This is a genomic window from Microbulbifer mixtoriginis (SeqCode) (assembly GCF_052467515.1).
Genome location: NZ_CP174314.1, coordinates 1,767,163 through 1,785,530, shown reverse-complemented (window position 1 = coordinate 1,785,530; position 18,368 = coordinate 1,767,163). Strand labels below are relative to the sequence as shown.

Genomic DNA, 18,368 nt, shown 5'->3' with positions numbered 1-18,368 from the left:
CCCGTGATCTTTTTACAAAAACATCATAGAGACATCGTCTTTTACAAGGCGCTCTGTAATTTACGATCGGAAGCCTCAAAAACCTACTTGAGTTTCCTCTGGTGGATAATAGAGCCAATTTTTTCGATGGCGATCTATTACTTTATATTTGCTGTTGTATTTCAAAGGGGAACAGATGATTTTGTCCCCTTCCTTCTTGTGGGATTGGTAGTTTGGCAATGGTTTGCCCAATGTGTCAGCCACTGCTCAGCCGCAATCACTCAAAATCATGCACTGATCAGCCAAGTCAACTTTCCCAAAGTTGTACTCCCATCGATTAATATCGTCATGGACACCTTCAAGTTCAGTATTGTATTCACATTACTGCTAATCGGCTTGTGGGTAATGGGGTATCCACCCACATGGAGCTATATTTACCTACCACTAATTTTGGCAATACAATTCCTGTTGAATTACGCCTGCGGCCTGATCGCCAGCGCGCTCATTCCATTTGTACCAGACCTCTCTAACTTGATTCCCCATTTACTACGACTCGGCATGTATGGCTCAGGTATCCTCTATACCGTCAGCTCATTACCAGAAAACATTCAAGCTATTCTCGCTTACAATCCAATGGTCTGGATCATTGAGAGTTACCGAGACATATTGATGTATAACCAAATGCCTAACTTAGCTAGTTTGACAATTTACACCTGCGCAGCTATTTCACTTTATGCCCTAGCTAGGTTGATAATGAGAAAGCTAAATCCCGTATTCGCAAGAGCACTGATGCAACGATGAGTGGAAGCAAGAAGCCAGCCATTAGCTTAAAAAATGTACGGGTGACTTACCGCTCAGGAATTCCATTCACCCGAGAAACCAGTGTATATAGCCCCCTAAAAGATATCAGCTTCGAACTAAATCAAGGCGACTCGCTTGGGGTTCTCGGCCGGAATGGCGCAGGGAAAAGCACCCTTCTTCGCCTATTAAACGGTATTATCAAACCTGATTACGGGGAAGTGATTAACCATGGCCACAGGACCGCGCTACTCTCTTTGACCGTTGGATACGACCAAAATCTTTCCGGCCGCCAAAACGCGGTTATCAGCGGCATGATGATGGGCCTGAAAAAGCGTTTTATCGTCAGCAAACTTGATGAAATTAATGAATTCGCCGAGCTTGGGAATTTTTTTGATCAACCGGTCAAAAACTACTCTACCGGCATGAAACAGCGGCTTGGAATGGCCGTAGCAATTCATTTAAAAGCTGACATTTTGTTAGTCGATGAAATTTTAGCTGTTGGGGATTCAAAGTTTAGGATAAAGTCAGAGGCAATAATGAGAGATAAAATAACTTCAGGTGATACCGTAGTTCTGGTTTCTCATTCTGCGGAAACTATTAAGCGGCTTTGTAACAAGGCTATATGGATTGAAAATGGTGTTGTGGCACAATATGGCGATAGCAAGGGTGTAGTAGCATGCTATGAAGAGTCACAGAAGTAATGCGTGTTCTTATATATGAGCCAATGCCAGATATTCAGCGGGCAGATATAATCTTAACAATCGCACGCAAAGAGTCCGAGCAAGGTAACTCTATTCTTTTATTGGTTGAAGAAGAGGTACAACTTCTTAGTAGAAATCATATTAATTACCCACACAGCGTTAATTGCACAAACATAATAAAAGCAAAGATTGCAATAAGTGGATTTAATTTCACCTACTTACCAAGAAATAAAACTCTGGCAGAGCAGTTCATAAAAAAACCACAAGAAACCCTAGAACATATAAAGCGCTATCGAGCAAGTTATTTCTATGAAGTAATCAAAAATTACAAGCCAGAGAAGATAATAGTTTGGAATGGGCTACCCCACTACCAACAAGATTTTATTGATCTTGCTCTTGAGATAAATCCGAGTCAAAAATTTTCTTTTTTGGAAGCAGGCTGGCTCCCTCAAACGGGAACCTACTATGAAGATCCCCTCGGAGTAAATGCACATAGTACAATTTCTGCTACAAAACCTAGGGATATTGGCTCAGAGGAACGCAAAATTGTAACTCAGTGGAAGATGCTCTATAGGAAAAAATTTAAAGATAATATTATATCCGACAATGGGTATATTTTCATCCCTCTACAATTAGAAACAGACACGAACATAACAAAGTTCTCTCCATTTACCACAATGAAGAGTTTTCTTGAGTGGGCAGAGTCTCATGTAAACTCCAGCGTAAACATTATTGTACGCCAACACCCTCTTGATCGTAGCCCCTCACTTAACCTACTCCCTAAGAGTAGTCGAATGACGATAGATAATAAAACCCCACTACACCAATTGATATCGAAGTCTAACTGTGTTTTAGGGATAAATAGCACTGTTTTACTGGAGTCATTGATATATGAGAAGCCTGTTTACGCAGTTGGCGATGGAGTTTTCTCAGGAAGCGAAGCTATTATCAAGGTAGAGCTAGAGAAAATGATTCCTAATCATCATACATATTCTATTAAACGACAAGAAGAACTACTTCACCTTCTTCTTTCCAAGCAAAAAGAACTTGTCTCACACCAAATTACCCTTGCCAATAAGTTGATATCTCTTTCTAAAAATCGGAGAATTTCAGGCTACTCTTTATTTAGCATTATCCTTGCTACCTTGAAAGTATGGCTTAGGAGTAAGTTAACCAAAGTTATATAATAAGTCTGACTTTATCTCTCAAAAACAACGACAATATTACCTAACCCATTGTTAGATGCATCTGCTCTTGACAGCGCTCTTCAACCTCTAGATTCTTGATATACTCCCGAATCACCTGTGCATAGAACCCCCTCTGTCCTCACGAAATAGCTCCGAGCTCGAAAGTGTCTCCCTGTAAAATCTCTCTGTACATTCAGTGACTTTCGAAATATCTGGATCGCAGATTTCCCTTTTCAAAACCCAATCATATTGGAAACACTGAATCTTGGAGGAATCATTATTAACATATGGAGGTGACCCCTCATAGTGTTCCTGTCGCGCAACTTAAATCGCCATAACTCTCAAAATATCGCTCCAATCTGCCTTCTCAATATTCCAAATAACGCTTTCTTTCAATACTTAGGCGCAAGTAGCATTAGGTAACTTCATTAATGCTTCAAGTGAGCTTGGTACTGCCAATCTCGTATATGGGATCTTGCCGGTTCATGGAGGCCATATCTTTCATTCTCCGCGCTGGAACGTCAGAGCCCTATTTAGCCTCACCACCAGAGGCGGCGGTTTACCTATGTATTAATTAAAAAAATCTACTTATTGGTACATCTCAGCGGCTGCTTTGTGTATTTATCCAGTTTACTCCGACTATAAGCCTGGATTCTTTAGCCTTTGCCTAGCTGATAATAAAGGCGTCATCTTCGCCTGCTGGCTCACACTATGCCATTTGCATTCGCAACCTAAAAATAAGATAAACTTTATTCGCAAACACAAGAAGTTAAAGTCTCGCGGTCTAGACAAATTCTTAAACTTTCTTAGAAGCTGTTTCATAACTTGAAATCAGTTATTCTTGCGACCTCATGGAATGATAAGACCAGTAAGTGTGAGTAGATTTAAGTCAGAATTAACCGGCGCTCAGTGGAAATTGACTGAGCCTTGCCTTCCCCAGCTAAAATGTGGAAAAGGAGGTCCCAAACCCATTGATAACCGTGCATGTTTTGAAGGTATCTTGTGGATTTTGCGCTCAGGAGCACGATGGAAGGATCTCCCCCCATCTTACCCTTCGCCGAGTACTTGCTGGAGAAGGCTCCAGTTTTGGGAAGAGCAAGGCGCTTGGTTGGAGGCTTGGAGAAAATTTCTCGGACAGCTCGATCAAAGATCCCTGCTTAATTGGGAAGAAGTCTTTTCGGATGGTAGCTTTGCTTCAGCAAAAAAAGGGGAGCAGAAGTCGGAAAAACTAAGCGAGTCAAGGGTACAAAGTGGATGGTGGTGGTCGATGGCGAAGGTATTCCATTGGGAGGCACCGTTACTTCGGCCTCACCAGCAGAAGTAAATTTATTACATCCACTACTCGATGTTACCTATGAAAATACAAAAATTCGACGGCTAGTGTACGACAAGGCTGCAGATTCTGATCCACTACGCCATAGTTTGGCCCGCCGTGAAATTGAACTGATTTGCCCTCACCGTAGGAATAGAAGAAAACCTTCGAAACAAGATGGCAGAAAGCTTAGGAGATATGTGCGACGTTGGAAAGTTGAGCGAACTTTTGCATGGCTAGGGAACTACCGTCGTTTAGTTGTCAGGTGGGATCGCTACTTATCTTCATACAGAGCTTTTTTCTATATTGCCTGCATGTTAATTACGCTAAAGAAGTTATGAAACAGCTTCTAGAAAAAATTGCATTTATCGAGTAAGAGAAGTATGTTTACGCGAGAATTAATAGTGAAATAGGTTTTCCATGAAGATTATATCGGCAAAATTAATGACACTGAGCCTTATCTGCTTAATTGGCTGCAGTAACGGGAAAAATGGAAAGGGCGAGGAAACACCAGTACCAACTCCATCTGTAACTTCCTCAGCATTAACTCTAAGTGGCAAAGTAATAAGTGAAATAGAAACTAATGCCGAAGTAACATTAGAAATTGGGGGCACTAGGTTATCAATACCCTCCAATAAGGATGGAAGCTACTCCTTTACCCTGGATATGGATCAACTTCTCGAGGATGATGTTGCTCGAGTAGTTGCAACATACCCAGAAAATGACAAGGTAAAATTTGTAAGCATATTAGGCTCAACAAAACACTAATAAATTCTTCAGGCGAAGACAACATTGTTGACCCCTCTGAACTAATAGAGCTAAACATATCTAGCCTATCTACTGTGATTTCAGCACAAATTGAGAACGGAGACTTCGGTAGCATAAAAAAAGATGAGCAACTTCTTTCTCACGAAAAGAACATTCATACTCCAGAAGCGTTACATATTGCTGCAATCATAAACCTTCTAATAGAGAATCCTTGGGAGCTTAAATCTAAAAAAATCACCTTCCCTGAGCACATAGAGAACACATATCAACTAGCAAGCGATAATTCAGCTATTTTAGAGGTTTCAGATTCAATAGAAAAAGAGATACTTGAAGAAGCTTTCGAGATAGTTCAAAGTAAACCTTTATCAAGCCCTACCCCTGGAGCAGAACAAACAATCTCGGATACTTATTTACTTACTTCATCCAAATTTTTTGAAGCCGAAAGTTCATCAGAATTATTTGGAACAAAAGTTGTATTGCGACCTACAGGAACTGGAAATCTCAGTCATCTAACTGGATCTGAAGAATTCACCTGGAACGAAACAGCTAATGGAGTTGAGTTTATGAGTGCCATATTCGTCACCAGTAATCAAGATGATTTCAAATCATGGATTGAAATAAGGAGTATGAAATGGATATCAAGTAGAAAAACTATGGACTCCATAATAATAGAGTACACTAAATACAAAGACTGGGCAGATGGAAATATACACAAAGAAGATAAATATTTAGTGACAAATGCTGTACGAGCATTTGGAATTTTACCTCCAGAACAAATCATATCCATAGGCGAGCAATATATCTTTCCGTCCCCAAACATGCCTTTTGAGAGTAACGATATCTATGGCACGAAAACTGAATCATTAGATATAAGCTTCAACGGTAGCTTTCCTGATGGGGGCACAGCTAACATATCTTATCCTTTACTAGACTCCTCAGCTGGAACCTCACCAGTAAGTATATCAGCGACTTGGAGAACAGATGAAGAGAAGAAATTGATAATAGATATGGGAAATAGCGCAGAATTATCTTATTATTTTACCCAAAAAAATAACAACGATGAATTCACTGCATTATATTATAGCAAAGTTTACCAAAATGAAATTCCCTCCCACAGCCCTTTAGTTGTTAAAAAGATAGGTTCCATATGGGAAGCTGAAGAAGTCCCTGGAGTGTACCAAGTTAATTCTTTTACTTATGAACTGAAAAATGATGGAACCGGAGACTATAGGGATACGTCGGGTGGCCTGTACCCGCTAGTTTGGAAAATTTCTGGAACCGGAAACTTGATTATAGGTTCTTACATTCAACCTTTTGCTGTCCCAGGGGTCCATTACTGTAAGCCTAAAACCTGGAACATTGGACCTTATAGTACAAATGATAAATGCCAACCTATGTTCTGGTTTGAATGGGAATTAATACAACCAGTAAATCACAAGACTTTTTGGGTTAAGAAGCTTAGCTATAGTCCCAGAGACGGCTTGGTTACCAATCTTAGTGTCACTCATCAAAAAATTGCTAAGGAGCCGCTAGCATCTCTGTCAAATTAAATAGCTATTGCTAGATAGTTCAGTCGCTCTATCTCATGGTGGAACCTCTCAAAAGTCCACCATGAGCCTGAAAGGACTATTGAAAGTAAATTATAATAGTGCAAGCCAGGCCAGACTGCTCTGTCAATAAAGTTGAGCTTCAGAGACATTATTCATTTCCCCTATCAAATAAATGGAAGCTCAAAGGTCAAAATAAAGCACCTAAAAGTTTTATCAAAACTCGCCTTTAATTTATACGACTAATCAAACTCTCATATTTTTGTATCTGACACGAGGATTTGACAGCATCTCTAAAGCTACAAGACCTTCAACACCTTTAGAGATATTTATTGTTAGTATGAGATAGAGTTGTATATGGTGTCAGTATCAAAGTCTTTATAAATACTAGAAGCCGTAATTAACATGCATACAACATGTAAAAAGGTATCACAAGGGGGTCAGTAGCGCCCACTCCCGACGACTAAACTACGGCAACTTCCTAGCCATGCCCCCCTCAACCTTCTAGCAGCGGATATAACTATTGATCAACTCTTCCCCAACAGTAAATTAAGTTTTCCTTCCACTTTTACGGATTCTGGCGACCAACTAAACTCGAACATCAATTTAGGTGGCAAAGTTACCCTGAAAATAGAGGTGTTCAATGAATATACAACGTCGATCCTTTTCTCCCGAATTTAAATTAGATGCTGCCCCTCTAGTGTGGATCAAAGCCATACAGTCCTGAAAACAGCCCGGTTACTGGATGTTGGTACAACGGCTATCCGCCCCGTTGGGTGAGGCAATTAAAAGCGGAGCGTGGCGGGGAGGCGCCTACAAATAAAGCACTTTTTGCTGAGCAACAGAAAATCAAGGAACTTTAAGCCCATTTTAATCCGCCTAGAAAGGGAGGAAGAAATATTAGAAAGGCTACCGCTCTCTTGATGTCCGACGAGATGAATCATACGCGTTGATAAATTGATTAAGTGAGCATGAGTCCGTGGAACTGATATGAAAAGCGTTTGAAAAATACCTCTATCATGCTACTAAGAATATAGGAAAAAGAAAAACGCTATTGATGTACGCAGAATGCAGGCGTAGCTCTGCTGGAAGCAGCCCAATCATAGCTTCACTTTCTGAGCAGGAGAATACTAATCGGGCGCTTTAAAGTTAGAAGACTCATGAGTGAGGTGGACTTGATGTGTAAGCAGCCTGATCTTCGCAAGCATAAGAGAGCAATCGTAAAGCACTTAGATATACCAAATAAACTTGACCGTCATTTTAATTTAGAGAAACCTAATCAAGTTTGGTGCGGCAATATTACCTTTGCCTGGGCTGATTCAAGCTGGTGATACCTTGTTATCGTTATAGATTTACAGGCCCATCGTGGGGTGAGCCCTCTCAGGACAACCAGATATAGCATTAACTCTAAAAGTACTGGAAATGGCCGGAAAGCAGTAAAGAAAGCCCGCTCAAATTATACTCCCCTCAATCAAGGCAGCCGCTATTCCGGTCATCAGTTCTACCAACGGTTGCGGCGCTACCGAATGATTCAGAGCATGAGCCGGCGTGTAAATTTCTAGGATAATGTACCATTGGAAAGACTGTTTCGGAGCTTGAAAAGTGAATGGATACCCTCTCCAGATTACACATCCATCACTGAAGCAAGACGAGACATCAGTCATTACTTAATGACTTACTCCAACTGGAAGCGCCCCCACCAACACATTGACTGAATACCGCCAGGAAAAGCGGAAGAAAAACTTAACTTACTGTCCGGAAATAGTTGGCCTCTACAATATTTTCTTATCTTTCTACCATCCCGCCTTGAGGTCTGCTCCCTATTTCATATGATTAATTTCATGATTCAACAAACTATCTCAAGGAGAATCAGTGTCAGCTACTTTATCAAACACCAAACGATGAACCTTGTATTTTTATACATAACTGTAAGCAATTGATACAACAACTTACCGCTGCTGGTGAGATCGGTACAATGATGCCCCCCAATGGAATACACTCGCTATAGACCTGTGCTATCCACTTCGAATACTTACCTCGCAAGTTATCCCAATTTCAAAGCCCTTTTTTGCTGGTGCAAAGCTGTCATCAGGAAGACCTCCCCCAGTTAAGTAAAGGCTGTTACTCTAGCTGCTCCGGGAGTTTTCTCAAGGCTTGTAACAAAGCTCCTCGTTCTTCAAAAAGTTGAAACTTTCTTCAGCAAGCCTCAAAGATGGATAGCTTGAAGGAAGACCTTTCCATCATACTCCTGAGCGTAAAAACCACAAGATATCTTATAAACACACTCGACCAGCAGTGAATTTCAACCCCCGCTCCTCATTTTAGCTCAGGTAATAAGATTCGATAAATCCCACTTATCGCAATTAACTCTGACTTGAGTCTGCCCACTATTACTGATCATTTTCTATGTTCTTTTGTTAGAGCAGCCGATTTCAAGTTGTGAAACAACTTCAATTCAACATCGGGTGAGCTGATGAAGGAATTTAATAGGATATTCTATATATAGTCTTCAACAACCTATCATAGGAAGGTCCAAACGTCTAAAAGCTACGCAGGCAAAGTATTTCGGGGAACCCTTAATTCACTCAGTGTATAGAACTTTGGAGTGATCAAGCCCATACAAATTTAACCTAAAAGGTCTTTAGGCCAAAAAAATCGATAGTCATCGATAAAACCACAGAATTAAATTTTGAAGCAAAACCGACATAAAAGTGAAGCCTGCATTAAAAGCAATAATCTACAGTACTACTATCAAGACTCACAAAAAATTTAGGAGACAATATATTATACTCGAAGCGACATTAAAAATAGCTCATGTCTACATTTGTGAATATATGCACCCTAATACATATTTTATCCCCTCCTAAACAACGACCTATAGAATAGAGCAGCACAATAATCATACCCTATACTTTCAATCTATATATAATCAACTAATATTCCGTACCTTATATCACCACAAATTAGGGCGCTACTGGAAGCGGTTGAATTGCGATCGACAACATTCCCTAAAAATAAATCATATGATCATATAAATTCGGCAGCTAGTCATTAATTAATAAGCCGTTTTAAAAGATAAATCCGTCAAACAATTTAACAGGTGCTTTATCGATTTTAATATTGTAGCACATAGATAGACTCCAAAAAAAATCGGCTAAGTTCTTTTATTATAATGGTGGCTAGCTGCAGCCACCAAAGAGCTGCAGCCAATGACAAGCCTAGAAGTAGTATAAGACGGTCTTAACACAAAAACTTGAATATTAAATTTGACTGGGCAAAGTACCTTATAAGGAAACGGTAGTTATTAAGTCAATTCTTAACTGCAAGCTAACATGTAAATTACAAGTCAACTACTATCACATTTTAATCGAGAGCCTAAATCTTAAACTCTCCAGTTTTTAGATAGGAATAAACATTTATGATATCTCTCTTAATTTGAGAGCGATCAGCAACTAATTTTCTTATATTCCTTCTTATAAAACCTTCATTTTCTTTTAAAAATGGGCTCTTATCAAACTCTTCAGCTCCGCCTAACAACAGGTTGTGCCCCTCTTTCCAAAGGCCCTTAGCCCCCCCCCTACCAATAATATATTCTAAATTTCGACCGCTATACTTATTCTCAAAAGCAACATTCATAAGCATTTGAGCATCACAATATGCAGGCTTTCTGATAAACTCCAAATAGGGCGTGATGGACTCTTCAGCATTAAGCTGAAACACTCTCCCTAGATTTATTCTTTTGTCTTCTAGATCTGAGCAAAACTCAACCACCCCACTGTGCAGTTTTTCACAAAACTCAGACCTAGCTAGATCTCCCTCCGTAGATAAAAATTCCTTCTGAACATTACCAGCTTCATCTTCAATGCATCGAACAAATGACTGCTCTTTGTTAATAAAAGCCAATTCAAACATGATCAAGTTTTGTTTGTATGCGTGACGCGGATCTTTAGCATCTAAAAACTCCCCCAGATAACCTTTGGCCTTCATGCCTAACTCGATAACATTAGACTGCACACCAACGTAAGTCACGAAATAATATCCGGCAAGACCGTCAACATCCATAAATTTAGATATATAACGCTGTAAAGTACCATTATGTCCAATATCTACTACCGCAGCTTTACCTGTATTAAAAGCGCCAGTCATTGAATAATATTTCTTTAAAGCCGCTCTCTCAGCGCCCGATACCTCCAATAAATGGCTTACGCATGTCCTCAGCACTTCACCTAATTTATCCAGATCTGCCGCACTATCTGATTTAACAAGCTCCTGCTTACCAAATAGCTCTGAGATTACAGGTTCAATTACCTCTCTATCGAGGCCAAAGCGAGCAACAAGTAGATCAGCAGGAGTTATAGGTGAAAAATTAATTTTAAGAATCTCTAATGCATCACCCAGAGTATAAATTGAAGCAACACTTAAACTTCTACGCGAAGCATAAAGATAGTGGGTTCTAACATTGTTAACAGAATTTTTCTCAATAAATAAATCTACTACTCTCTTTACGATCTGACCATCCCTAGACAGGAATATTAAATCTTCGACCTCGTCCTCTAAGGCAGACTCTAAAATCCATTTTGCAAAGCCATACATGAACAGTCCAACCGTTCGGTACCCTAGTTCTTTAGCGCCGCCTCCTGTAAATGACTTTGCAACAATCTTACTAAGGTTAACATCATTTCTTTGAGCCAATAACCCCTTGTAGACAGAGTTCATTACTTCATCCCTTAAATGATGCTTTGGCGTCAACTTATTAGAGTCTCTAAAAAAGCTTTCGACACTAGGGAGAAAAATACTTTGAATACCATGAGCTAAAGCATTATCGACATCAGAACGCTTATTGTCGCCAATATGCAACATCTCTTTTGGTGTCAAATTTAGACGCGAAAGGATTACTGGAAAGATATTTCCAGTATGTTTTGTATAACCAATCTCTGACGAGCTAAAAATTTTATGATAACCCTCATAATTAAAATGTCCGAGCAATTCTTTTATAAAGGATACTGAGTAATATGTATCGGTACTTATTACAATTATTTTTTTCTGGCTTAAGGCGTAATCGAACAGCTCCTTGCCTGAAGGCCTTACATCTAGACACTTAATATCAATATCAAACTCTTTCCTCTCTAACTCTTCAGCACTTAACTCTAGATTGGACCAGTCATCCTCACTAAGGACAGCCTGATATCGATCCTTAAGTAAAACCTCCTCAGCCAAGCCCTCACTCTTAATTTTATTTCTACTTGCTTTCCGTGCAGCAGAAAACTTCCTAGATAACTCTCTGTCTCCCTCAAAAACATCTAGCGATACGAGGTCAAGCAAATCATTCGGGCTTTCCAAACAACGGTAAACTAGGGTGTCAAATAAATCAAAAGAAACAACCTCCGCCTTATCTATCGCAAGCTTTGCATTCTCGACATTAAAAGCCTGAATCACTTTATCTTTAGCTTCTTTCTTTACAGAAACCTTACCAGAATTGAATTTCTTTATACCTGAGCCGGCTAAATTTTGAAGCTTAATGTCAAGGGCCTTCACGGTTCTACGTAAATTTTCACCTTTGTCTACTTCAGCATAGCTCCAATAAAAACCTAACATGTCTCTCAAATTTTCCTGTGGAGCAAGATATTCCACATTTGGGAGAGATTCGACAGTTTTACAAAAAGGCTGCAATATATCTGCCCAAAAACTTGGATTAACTATACTCCTAAAAATAGTAATATAGCTTCGAACAGAATAATCTGCATATAAATCCATAATTGGGCGATACAAAAACTCTGTTTCTTTTTCGAAATATTTTGCTTCACAGGCAACAGAAGATGAAACAGTTGCAACCTTTTCAATATTTGGGTGCGCCAATAAATGGTAAGAAGGTATATTCGTGAGCTTAATATTTCGACTACTCTTTATAAATTTTATGACATCTTCATCTCCATTCTTTAGATACGGATGCCTACTATATAGAACCTCCGAATATTGAGATGAAATTTCATCTAATCGATCCTTGAAATCCAAAATTGAAAGCATCTTACCATTCAGAGACACAGCTTTGTCGTATAAAGTCTGGCCAACAAATAGTGCACTATTTGGTTTGACGTCTAATTTGTCACTGACCCTTTTCCAACCCTTATATGTTGAGATTTTATACTTAGTAGCATACTGATATAAATATTCTTCATCCAGTTGGTACTTTTTTATCTTCTCAAATACTTCTTTGCTGCCACTGGAAACCCCAAACAAGATGTCAGCCATATACCGAATAGGGTGCAGCCAAATATCTATATAATTAATCCCTGCTCTGCTTAAAACTTTTCTTGTCTGCTCTGAAAGTTCATATCCAATAACAAGAGAGCCACCTAACGTACTTCTTAGGTATCCGATAGATTCTTCTGATACGCAAGCTTCGTCAAAATAGAACTGTAGCTCTTTTGCATCAAATGTAATCCCAGATTTCTTAAAAAAGGTAGCACGGTTAAAAGTGGAGGCAGCTGAGAAATCACTTCTTAGCTGAAATGGCGAAATGCCCGTGCTTAATCGTATAGGTCGATCCAACAAATCATAAAGCCATCTTAGATTAGAATACTGCTCATCTTCTCGGGTCATTATGAAATCGGATGATATATAGATGTTCATTTTTTTCACAGCTTAATTAAATTTAAATTGTATTATTGAATTTCACTTTCACTTGAAAATCATCAATAACAATTAACTTATCTTTCTATCTAGCAGAGAGTTTTTAGAAAAGCACACAAGTTGCCTAATACACGGCCTAAAGGTTCAAATAGTCGCAATTTAGGTGAAACATTCACTTGCTCTGCCACCCAAGTTTAGTTCGACATATCTCATAGAAGTTGTGCTCCAAAGGGTGAATCAAAGTTAATCTATGGGGTTTTTTGTGAATTCGAATAATATCCCCTGGTTCTGTAACAAATTGATTATGCCCATCACAGGTCACGTAGGGGAAAGTGAAATTATTGTCTCCAATAACAACTTTAAACTCACTACTCCCCTCCACAACTATCGGACGACTGCTTAAAGTGTGAGGATTTAGTGGAACTACAACAATTGCATCCAATTTTGGATGCATAATTGGCCCTCCGCCTGATAGGGCATATGCTGTAGAGCCTGTTGGAGTAGAAACAATTAGGCCATCAGCTCTTTGCGTATAGACGAACTGACCATCAATGTAGAGATCAAATTCAATCATGCGGATAAATTCACCTGGGTGTAAGACGACATCATTTAATGCGGTCCCCTTATCGATCGGCTTACCACCTCTTGTCACAGACATATCCAATAAGAAGCGGCTTTCAGCCATGTATTTACCAGCTAAAACCTCCCCTACTTTTCGCTCAACCTCATCCGGAGTGATATCAGTGAGGAAGCCTAAACGACCACGGTTAATACCTAGTAAGGGCACACTGAATTTTGCCAACGCACGAGCGGCTGCGAGCAAGCTGCCGTCGCCACCTACGACAATAACTAAGTCGCAGAGTTCGCCTAACTTTTCTTTTGACGAGACGCGCGCTTTATTGGCATATACTGCTGTCGCAGTCTCCCTCTCCAATACGACGGAATAGCCCTCCTGCTCAAGAAAAGCCATAAGGCGTTTGAGCGAAAGCACAGCACTATCGCTACCTGTGCGGCCGATCAGGCCGATATTTTGAAATTCCGACACCGCTCCCTCTCAGGTGCCCGAACCTGGGCCTTGCGATTGTTGCTTTGCCTGTCAATCGCATAATCTCACTTTACACGTCGACAGAAGAAGCTTCCCAAAAATGTGACAGGAGATTATGCCTTAGCTTGGAGTTGGAGTCGAACAAGGACGCCTGGTCAAGGAAAACCACCAGCCAAAAAAAGTTGTTTTGAACCTAGCCGTCAAGCTGTAATCCACGCCGCCCCTGTAGTCCACCAGAATGGAGTGCGAGAATCTTAGTACCACATTCGAAATGGCCAGCATTAGCTCTTAAGTGAATCGCATTCAACAGCTTGGCGGTATAAATTGGATCCAGAGGGATACCGGATTGACGCTCGAAAGCCTGCTGAAATGCCTGCAATTGGCTGGGGTATTTACCATAACCGCCACAATGGTACTCGTTCATTAGATCCCCATCCTTCGCGACGACCTGGTCGTACCTGCAAGCTGCGCTTGTTGATAGTGCCGAGAGCCAACGCTGTGCGTCTCGGCGGATAGACCCACCCGCCTTTAAAACCTCAACGCCGCACACAGGAAAGCTATTTACAGCTGCTCTCAGCCCTCCTAGAGTCAGGCCTGTACCGCAAGCCACCCAAAGTTGATCAAACCTAATTGGCTTAGTAGCTTCAATAATCTTTCCCAATAAGAAAACCCCTCTTGCACCAGCAAAGTTTGCCCCACCTTCGGGCAAATAGAGGCAATTATGTTGCTCAACTCCTAAATGATTGAGAAATTCCTGCTGGTTGCGCTGCCTATACAGTTCTCGGGTCACAAATTTGAATTCCATGCCCAAGCGCTCTGCATCCAGAAGCATGGCACTTAGCTCTGGCCCGCGCTCACCGCGGATAATGCCATTCGTACGAAAGCCAAAGCGGGCCCCTGCAGCAGCAGTGGCATGCAGGTGATTTGACCATGCTCCACCACAAGTGATTAACGTCTCGACACCCAGCTCCCTTGCTTTTATCAAGTTAAAAATGAGCTTATACGCTTTATTACCTGAAATAAGTGGATCCAGCAGGTCATCACGACGAATCCAGACCTCAACTCCCGGAAAAAGATTACTTCGGACCTTTTGGTAAGGAATCTCGCGCGCAGCTTCAGTGAAAGCATTCAGATCAAGAGTAGTTAGGTAGGAAACTGTCACGTATCTCTAATCTCTTCATAAAGAGGCAGCCTGACAGGGCTCACTCCATAAAAGCAGCCCTTTACCGATAAGAACACAACCCCCCACAAAAAAAGTTCACGAGCAAAGTGTGCATCCCAACCTATCCAGAGCCAGCAATACGATAGAGTCTAACGCCCTCCGTATTAGGTTAGCGCTCGGCACTTAGCCAGAGATCATATGAACAAGGTGAAGAGCCCCCTAGCGCAGGGGTAATATAACTGCTGCAAGCTCCTTCGCTCCAGCCAAATACCACAAGCTTGAGCACAAGAAAAAAGAGTTGTGCCACTCACCTAAAATAGCTTGAAGGGGCCAAGCAAGGCGCAGTTCCAGAGCTTTTCAGACCTAATACCACTTCGCCCACACACAAATAAAAAAGGCCCGTACGTATGTACGGGCCTTTTATCGTATCTGGCGGACCGGACGGGACTCGAACCCGCGACCTCCGGCGTGACAGGCCGGCATTCTAACCAACTGAACTACCGGTCCTCGGTAGTAAACTTCCATTTAGGAAGTTGGTGGGTGGTACAGGGGTCGAACCTGTGACCTACGGCTTGTAAGGCCGTCGCTCTCCCAACTGAGCTAACCACCCGCTGCTCATCTTCTTTAAGGGCCTTGCCCCTTGAGCGAGGCGCATATTACTGGAATATAATTTCCTGTCAATAATTTTCGCGCCAAGTCCCACTATTATTCATCGGGCATACTTTCCGAAGGTACAGACACCGGCTGCATCTCCTCCTCCCCAACACTTGCCTCCTGCAATAGCTTGCCCTGTCGATAATCTGGGTCAATTAAATGACCCGCAATTCGCACTGGGACCCCTTTAGGAATCAACTGCTCTCTTGGGCGGGCCAAATCCTGTTCATTGTAGTTGCACACCCCTGTTGGAAAGATGCGGCGTAAGTCATCGAGACGACCTGATATCTCTTCCGTATGAGAGCCATAGACGCCTTTTGCAAGAGCCCTCTCCACCGGCTGAAGCGCGCACTTAAAGATGTCATCAGTCACTGGTGCTCCGGCTACCTGCCTTGAAGTACTGTGGGCAGGGTATTCCCGCATACATTTCCCTTTCGACTGGCGGTTCCAGTCTCCATTCCAAACATCAGATCCTGATGCTAGAACATTACCTTCGCTATCAAAGCATTGGTCACTGGCATCCTCAGGTCGATTACCAACTACACCTTTAGCAGGGTCATTAATGATGTTTTGCATCCATCGGTCGACCAGATCAAGTGCATCATCCAATGGGTTGTAGTCTTTGTGACTCATCCAGATCAGTTGATTGTCAGCGTGGCCACGGGCCCTCCGGATACGCTCTCGAGTCGAAAAAGAAGCCGAGCTGTGATGCATATCTGGTTCTTCGTCCAGATAGTGGCGCATATCAATTATCGGAATTTCTACATCCCCAAGGAAAACATGACCAGACCTATAAATCCCCTTGATTGCCTCCATATCCGCGCGGCTACGCTTAGCTGGGCTCGCCAGAGTCCCCATGTTTAAATTTTGCTCACTCCATACTGAAAGGCGCACAGGAAAAAGCCCACCATTGAGAAACCAGAGCTTTTCTTGCGACTGATTCTGCGGGGCTTTCCACCCACCTATTGCAGCATTGATTTTTAAGAAATTATCGATGCTTATCTCTCCATCAACCAACGCTTTCAACCCATACTGAACCCCTTCATTATCCCAAGTTGTATTCGCATAGCCATTTTCAGCAGCACCATAGAACTGGCGAAGATTTTCCCAATGTGTCCAATGCACTCTATCCGGCAAATCACCGGAAAAACTTTTAAAGAAGTGTACAAAGTTTGGGTTATTTACCAGTGGTACCAAACCACGCCAACCTTCTACGCATTCAGTCGCGCCGCTTGGTCGTCCCCTATAACGGCCATCAAACAAACCAGCGGCTAAAGTAATCAGCTTAAAGCGGCTATCCGCTTCAGGGTTCGCAGCCAACCCCTGTATCCGTTGACGTTCCTCAACATCCTGCCAGCGGGGGTTGTTAGCATCCAGGACATCGAAGAAATACTCTAAAGGCTCACAGTCAAAGGCATAGATAGTCTGAGTTACCATATCTGGATAGGAGTAAAGTGGTATCGCCGCATCCAGTAGCCCCGGTGCATTTTGCGCCAAGATGTACTGCTGAATAGCACCTCCCGAGCCACCGATACCAACCGTATACATGGGCTCACCATAGAGTGCTTGGAACTGTTTTTTTAGGCGCCGTGCCGTATCCTCTGCCAACCATAAGTTATAGTGATTTCTGGTTTGATTCGCCGTCGAGTAAACGATGGCATATCCTCGAGCCAACTGGTCCATTCGCCGAGTTGTCACATCTCCTTTGCTCAAATTACCTTGGCGCCAACCTATACCTACTCCCCCACGAAACTGATAGATCAGACGACGGTTCCAATTGCTGGCATTTGGTTTTTCGGCAGTTTCGCCGTCTCCTCGCAGAGCTGCAATAGCATAATGATGCCGGTTAATCGTGCCTGTTTCGACACGGACAATAAAATCTACTTGGCGACCATTTACTGTTACCTTATCAATATCGTTACGTGCTTCATGTAGGTAATAAAAGCTTCCATCCGTTGTACTCCTATAGAAGTACGTTACCTCCGTTGCATGGCTACAGTCTCGGCTATAACCAATCACCTCTTTAGTTTTCTTCCCATCTGAACCTAAAGCAAAAACTGGGACTCCCTCCTTAGCTTGGTTATCAACCAATGGCTGCTTATCGGTGATCGCATTACGACCACAAAAGAAGGGGTACTTTGAGGGGCCAGTAAATAACGTTTCTACTGGTCCAACCTCACCAATTGAGATAGGGAATGGGAAATACTCAGGCGGACGTGACATCATTCTAGGGTGAGGCCCCGCATAAGCCGGTGTAGAAGCATAATCAAGAGCTCCAGCCGGCACCCCTATTACTGGAGCATCTGCTTTACCATGTACTTTTGGCAATTTCGCATACGCGATCCAAGCGACTACCCCCAGCACTCCGAGCAGCGCCAAGAAAAATACAGAGAGAAACCAAGCTCCCCTTGTCGACATAAACGCCTCCACAGCTGTCAACTTCACCAAGTGATACAGCTTGAGTATATGAAGGGATAAAGAGGTCAACCGACAGTTGGCGCCGGGGAGGACTTATAGGAAGGATGTATCAGAAATATCGAACCAAGTAGCCCAACAAATCAGGCAAAGACAAAAAGGAAGCC

The 18,368-nt window shown here is 41.9% G+C and carries 10 protein-coding genes, 2 tRNA genes and 2 pseudogenes; 8 read left to right on the top strand and 6 right to left on the bottom strand.

The annotated features are described in order from the left end of the window. Positions 1-3: 3 nt before the first annotated feature. From ACJJIT_RS07680 to ACJJIT_RS07645, 8 genes and pseudogenes are all read left to right on the top strand, one after another. The gene (locus ACJJIT_RS07680; protein WP_444900546.1) at positions 4-780 is read left to right on the top strand and encodes an ABC transporter permease; all 777 of its coding nucleotides are present in this window, start codon (positions 4-6) and stop codon (positions 778-780) included. Continuing rightward, positions 777-1,481, top strand: a complete 705-nt coding sequence (locus tag ACJJIT_RS07675) for an ABC transporter ATP-binding protein (protein WP_444900545.1) — start codon at positions 777-779, stop codon at positions 1,479-1,481. The genes ACJJIT_RS07680 and ACJJIT_RS07675 overlap by 4 nt, the downstream gene beginning before the upstream one ends. Next, entirely contained in the window at positions 1,481-2,668 is a 1,188-nt protein-coding gene (locus tag ACJJIT_RS07670; protein WP_444900544.1) for a capsular polysaccharide export protein, LipB/KpsS family, read from the top strand. The genes ACJJIT_RS07675 and ACJJIT_RS07670 overlap by 1 nt, the downstream gene beginning before the upstream one ends. A gap of 856 nt (positions 2,669-3,524) precedes the next feature. Next, the gene (locus tag ACJJIT_RS07665) at positions 3,525-3,992 is read left to right on the top strand and encodes a transposase (RefSeq protein WP_444900543.1); all 468 of its coding nucleotides are present in this window, start codon (positions 3,525-3,527) and stop codon (positions 3,990-3,992) included. After that, a pseudogene (locus tag ACJJIT_RS07660) lies at positions 3,884-4,321 on the top strand (IS5 family transposase); the annotation flags it as partial. The gene ACJJIT_RS07665 and the pseudogene ACJJIT_RS07660, both read left to right, overlap by 109 nt. A gap of 79 nt (positions 4,322-4,400) precedes the next feature. Continuing rightward, entirely contained in the window at positions 4,401-4,748 is a 348-nt protein-coding gene (locus ACJJIT_RS07655) for a hypothetical protein (protein WP_444900542.1), read from the top strand. Positions 4,749-4,822: 74 nt separating this feature from the next. Then, positions 4,823-6,298: a hypothetical protein gene (locus ACJJIT_RS07650; RefSeq protein ID WP_444900541.1), complete on the top strand. Its 1,476-nt coding sequence runs from the start codon at positions 4,823-4,825 to the stop codon at positions 6,296-6,298. 640 nt (positions 6,299-6,938) lie between these two features. After that, positions 6,939-8,010 (top strand): annotated as a pseudogene (locus tag ACJJIT_RS07645) (IS3 family transposase). A 1,660-nt stretch (positions 8,011-9,670) separates the two neighbouring features. Here the strand turns inward: ACJJIT_RS07645 and ACJJIT_RS07640 are convergent. The 6 genes from ACJJIT_RS07640 to ACJJIT_RS07615 form a co-directional block, all read right to left on the bottom strand. Then, the gene (locus ACJJIT_RS07640) at positions 9,671-12,895 is read right to left on the bottom strand and encodes an HAD family hydrolase (protein WP_444900540.1); all 3,225 of its coding nucleotides are present in this window, start codon (positions 12,893-12,895) and stop codon (positions 9,671-9,673) included. 202 nt (positions 12,896-13,097) lie between these two features. Next, positions 13,098-13,970 carry an NAD(+) kinase gene (locus tag ACJJIT_RS07635; protein WP_444900539.1) on the bottom strand — a complete coding sequence of 291 codons (873 nt, stop codon included), beginning with the start codon at positions 13,968-13,970 and terminating at the stop codon, positions 13,098-13,100. A gap of 193 nt (positions 13,971-14,163) precedes the next feature. Next, a complete protein-coding gene (locus ACJJIT_RS07630; RefSeq protein WP_444900538.1) occupies positions 14,164-15,132 on the bottom strand; it encodes a 1-aminocyclopropane-1-carboxylate deaminase/D-cysteine desulfhydrase in 969 nt (322 codons plus the stop codon). 430 nt (positions 15,133-15,562) lie between these two features. Continuing rightward, positions 15,563-15,639 (bottom strand) — tRNA-Asp (locus ACJJIT_RS07625). A gap of 27 nt (positions 15,640-15,666) precedes the next feature. Further along, a tRNA-Val gene (locus tag ACJJIT_RS07620) sits at positions 15,667-15,742 on the bottom strand. A 95-nt stretch (positions 15,743-15,837) separates the two neighbouring features. Then, complete coding sequence (locus ACJJIT_RS07615; RefSeq protein ID WP_444900537.1) at positions 15,838-18,204, bottom strand: DUF6351 family protein; 2,367 nt, start codon at positions 18,202-18,204, stop codon at positions 15,838-15,840. Positions 18,205-18,368 lie beyond the last annotated feature (164 nt).

Excerpts from the sequence above, each read along its gene's own strand:
- ACJJIT_RS07675 (WP_444900545.1), top strand. The coding sequence starts at position 777 with ATGAGTGGAAGCAAGAAGCCAGCCATTAGCTTAAAAAATGTACGGGTG.
- ACJJIT_RS07670 (WP_444900544.1), top strand. The coding sequence starts at position 1,481 with ATGCGTGTTCTTATATATGAGCCAATGCCAGATATTCAGCGGGCAGAT.
- ACJJIT_RS07665 (WP_444900543.1), top strand. The coding sequence starts at position 3,525 with ATGATAAGACCAGTAAGTGTGAGTAGATTTAAGTCAGAATTAACCGGC.
- ACJJIT_RS07655 (WP_444900542.1), top strand. The coding sequence starts at position 4,401 with ATGAAGATTATATCGGCAAAATTAATGACACTGAGCCTTATCTGCTTA.
- ACJJIT_RS07640 (WP_444900540.1), bottom strand. The coding sequence starts at position 12,895 with ATGACCCGAGAAGATGAGCAGTATTCTAATCTAAGATGGCTTTATGAT.
- ACJJIT_RS07615 (WP_444900537.1), bottom strand. The coding sequence starts at position 18,204 with ATGTCGACAAGGGGAGCTTGGTTTCTCTCTGTATTTTTCTTGGCGCTG.